This window comes from Treponema sp. (assembly GCF_045657965.1).
In the GTDB taxonomy this organism is placed as follows: Bacteria; Spirochaetota; Spirochaetia; order Treponematales; family Treponemataceae; genus Treponema_D.
Genome location: NZ_JAZOUG010000259.1, coordinates 1 through 3,860 on the forward strand (window position 1 = coordinate 1; position 3,860 = coordinate 3,860).

Sequence of the window (3,860 nt, forward strand, 5' to 3'; positions counted from 1 at the left end):
AGATTCAGACAAAATCTGCGGGTTTACAGCTAAAATATAGGACATTGCCAGAAAAGTGGTAATACCGCCGATAATCTCACGGGAAACAGTTGTTCCCCGTTCATTCAGTTTAAAAAACTGGTTCATAAATATAAGCCTCCAAGCTTTTTTTCAACATCATTATAATACAAAAGATAAATAAATTTGCAATATCGCTTTTTCTATCATATAATTTTTTTAAGGTTTATTTAGGAGTTAATATTATGAAATGTTTTAATAAAATTATGCTTCTATCTCTCTTTTCATTTTCATTCCTTTCATGTAATTTCCAAAATCAGAAACCGGTAACTCTTGTCATGGCTGAAGTAAATCCTGCTAATACAGTTGCAGGAAAAATGGACGCAGCTTTTAAAGAAAAAGTAGAAGAGCTTTCAAAAGGAAAAATAAAAATACACCTTCAGTATTCGGGCATTTTAGGTGATGAGCCGCAGATAATGAAACTTATAGTTGATCCCGACAGTTCAATTCATCTTGCCAGAGTTTCAGCAAGTCTTGTAAATTACGGTGATAAACAATCAAAACTTCTTACAATTCCTTTCACATTCGAAGATGACGAACATTTCTGGAAATTTGCATCATCAGAGCTGGCAGAAGAATTTCTTGATGAACCATATAAAAAAGGACTTGGAGTAAAAGGTCTTTTTTATGCTGAAGAAGGTTTCCGGCATTTTTTCTCAACTACCAGGATAAATACTCTTGATGATCTTAAAAATAAAAAAATACGCTCTTCAAATGCAAAAGTTCTTCAGGATCTGGTTGAATCCCTTAATGCAGAACCTGTAGTTGTCCCATTCACAGATTTGTATGCCGCCCTTTTGACAGGAAAGGTGGATGTTGCAGAACAGCCTGTAACCAATTATCTGTCCAATTCATTCAATGATGTTGCTCCATACATGATACTTGACGGTCATATGCTTGGTGCTGTACAGGTTGTAATTAATTCCAAAATCTGGGATTCTCTTTCCAAAAAACAGCAGGAAATCCTCAAAGAAGCCGGAAAATATGCATCAAATTATTGCAAAACAATTGTTGAAAATGAAAACAAACTGGCCCTTGAAACATTAAAAAAACAGGGAGTAGTTATTACAGAAATTTCAGATAAAACCCCCTGGAAAACAGCCTGTAAAAAAATGATTACCGAAAGTTCACAGGATTTTCCGGAATTATATCAAAAAATCTTAGATTTAAATAAATAGGTATTGTTATGTTTAATATATCAAAAATAATTCATAAACACAAAAATAATCGACTCGGCCTTTTAACGACAAGTTTTATCATAATCGGCATTTTTCTTATTATTGGAATCATCTTTTATTCATATAATGTTGTCAAAAGTTTTCAGTCAGTAAAAACAGAATTAAATAAATTTATAGTATGTGAACAAACTTCTGAAACAATCAGGTCAAATTCAAATGAACTTACAGATCTGGCACGTCTGTTCATTATTAAAAATGATGAAAGATTTGCCCTGGCTTATCTTGAAGAAATTGAAAATACACGCAGTACAGAAAAATCACTCGAAAACCTGATTAAAATTTATTCCGATGAAGATCAGACAGTTAAACGTTTAAAAATAGCTCTTAATCAGGCTGAAAGTATAACAAAAATGGAACTTTATGCGATAAAATTATGCTATGCAGCTTTAGAGAAAGAAATTCCACTGTTCTCAGAAAAAATTAAAAATATCGAAATAAAAGAAAGCGAAAAAAATCTTTCTGGAACTGAGCTCCATAATCTTGCACAAAAAACCCTTTTTGATGAAGGCTTTTTAATCTATAAAACCCGTATAAACGAAAACTGCAGGCTGACTGTAAAAGCAATTGCTGACGACATCAAAAAGAAGCTTGATGAAAGTTCTGAAGCACTTGGCACAAATATCGACAGACTCAGATTATTGATAATAGCACTACTTATCATAAATCTTTTCTGGTTTTTAGCTCTTAAAGAATTCAGAAAAGTCACACAGTCTTATGACAGGATTTATTCAATCGGAGAAAAACGGACAAAAATACTCTTAAAACAGGCAGAATATGACGCTCTTACGGGTATTCTTAACAGAAATGCTTATGATGAAATTTGCAAGGCTTCAGCAGAACAAAAATTACCTGTTGCCTTGATTTTACTTGATATGGATCATTTTAAGCAGATTAATGATACATACGGACACACGGGCGGAGACTTTGCATTAAAAAAACTTGCTGAGCTTTTAATGTCAACTTTCAGAACTGGTGATTATGTTGCCAGAATCGGTGGAGATGAATTTGCAGTCATTCTTGCTAATTTTAAGCAGGAAGGATTCAAAATCGTTACTGAAAAAATTCGAACTATAAATAAATCTCTCGCTGAAGTTGAAGAAATTCCAACACTATCAATCAGTGCAGGTATTTCTTATTCAAAAACAGGATATTCAGAAGAATTATACAAACAGGCAGACAAAGCACTTTATGCTGTAAAAGAAGCTGGAAGAAAAGGCTGCCGAATCTACGACGACAGCCTTAATCGCTAATTATTTTTTTCTGTCAATCAGCTCAATGCATTTGTCACCGAGATTATCAACAGCAACTCCGAGCCATGAAAAAACAACACTGGATGCAATAATTAGAACAACAGCAATAAGACCAAATAACATAATTTCACCTCATAAATAAAATTTATTCTGCACTATTTGAAAAAAATAATGCAGCAGACAGTCGTAACGACAAAAATAGCGACCAAAATAATAGGACCGGTCATATAAACCTCGAGTAGTTTTAAAATTATTAATTGGAAACGGAATGTAGAAGAGGCTTTAAATGACTGTCTGAAGAAAAATTATTGTTTGAAGTGACTTTGGAAGAAGCAGAACGCGGGAAGAAGTCTGCGTAGTGCTTGAAAAAGAAAAAATAGAAAAAGAAAAATCCGCCTTACTGAACAAATCAACATTAAAAGCTTTTTGCTCAGAAGAAGCGGATTTTTTCTGCGAACGGACAACTGTTCTTTCAAAAGATTTTGCTTCGCTCACGAACACAGGATTAAGTTCCTGTGCCGATGAATATACCGAAACGACTTTTACATCGTTTGATGAATCAATGACCGCAGTCTGCACATTCATTCCCACCGGTGCTGAAACCAAGATGAGAAGTGAAAGAATCAAGTGCAGAAAGCGTGATTTCATTAATTATCTAAGACCGCCGTATGTCGCAATAAAGACACCGGCTGCCATTGCAGTACCGATAACACCAGCTACGTTTGGTCCCATTGCGTTCATAAGAAGGAAGTTAGAAGGATCTTCTGCCTGACCAACCTTGTTTGCAACGCGGGCTGCCATTGGAACTGCTGAAACGCCAGCTGAACCGATGAGCGGGTTGATTTTTTTGTCTTTTGGAAGGAATACGTTCATAAGTTTTGCCATACACAAACCGCCTGCTGTAGCGACAGCGAATGCAACAAGACCAAGAACGATGATACCTACTGATTCACCCTTGATGATTTTTTCTGGAGTCATCTGTGAACCAACGCCCAATGAAAGAACGATAGAAACGATGTTCATCAATTCATTTTCCATTGTCTTAGAAAGACGCTGAGCAGCACCTGATTCTTTTACGAAGTTACCGAATGCGAGCATACCGATAAGAGGAGCTGCTGGAGGCAGCAAAAGAATTGTAAGAATGAGGAGCATGAGAGGGAACAAAACCTTTTCCATGCGTGGAACTGCACGTGGGTTTGGCATTTTGATGAGGCGCACTTTTTTAGAAGTAAGGAGCTACATGATTGGAGGCTGATTCATCGGAACCAAAGCCATGTAAGAGTAAGCTGCAACAGCGATAACACCCATAAGCTCT

4 protein-coding genes and 1 pseudogene are annotated in these 3,860 nt (G+C 35.8%); 2 read left to right on the forward strand and 3 right to left on the reverse strand.

Annotation, left to right across the window (positions count from 1 at the left end; translation table 11 throughout):
• The first annotated feature begins 242 nt into the window (after positions 1-242).
• Together ACKI5B_RS09745 and ACKI5B_RS09750 are read left to right on the forward strand one after the other, a co-directional pair.
• The gene (locus tag ACKI5B_RS09745; protein ID WP_407428222.1) at positions 243-1,235 is read left to right on the forward strand and encodes a TRAP transporter substrate-binding protein; all 993 of its coding nucleotides are present in this window, start codon (positions 243-245) and stop codon (positions 1,233-1,235) included.
• An 8-nt stretch (positions 1,236-1,243) separates the two neighbouring features.
• Entirely contained in the window at positions 1,244-2,545 is a 1,302-nt protein-coding gene (locus tag ACKI5B_RS09750) for a GGDEF domain-containing protein (RefSeq protein ID WP_407428224.1), read from the forward strand.
• Here ACKI5B_RS09750 and ACKI5B_RS09755 read toward each other — a convergent pair whose 3' ends face one another.
• From ACKI5B_RS09755 to ACKI5B_RS09765, 3 genes and pseudogenes are all read right to left on the reverse strand, one after another.
• Entirely contained in the window at positions 2,546-2,668 is a 123-nt protein-coding gene (locus ACKI5B_RS09755) for a hypothetical protein (protein WP_407428226.1), read from the reverse strand.
• 159 nt (positions 2,669-2,827) lie between these two features.
• Entirely contained in the window at positions 2,828-3,193 is a 366-nt protein-coding gene (locus tag ACKI5B_RS09760) for a hypothetical protein (RefSeq protein ID WP_407428228.1), read from the reverse strand.
• A gap of 3 nt (positions 3,194-3,196) precedes the next feature.
• Positions 3,197-3,860, reverse strand: a pseudogene (locus ACKI5B_RS09765) (sodium ion-translocating decarboxylase subunit beta); the annotation flags it as partial.

What these genes read in the sequence shown, in the direction of transcription:
- ACKI5B_RS09745 (WP_407428222.1), top strand. Translation starts at nt 243, where the DNA reads ATGAAATGTTTTAATAAAATTATGCTTCTATCTCTCTTTTCATTTTCA.
- ACKI5B_RS09750 (WP_407428224.1), top strand. Translation starts at nt 1,244, where the DNA reads ATGTTTAATATATCAAAAATAATTCATAAACACAAAAATAATCGACTC.
- ACKI5B_RS09755 (WP_407428226.1), bottom strand. Translation starts at nt 2,668, where the DNA reads ATGTTATTTGGTCTTATTGCTGTTGTTCTAATTATTGCATCCAGTGTT.
- ACKI5B_RS09760 (WP_407428228.1), bottom strand. Translation starts at nt 3,193, where the DNA reads ATGAAATCACGCTTTCTGCACTTGATTCTTTCACTTCTCATCTTGGTT.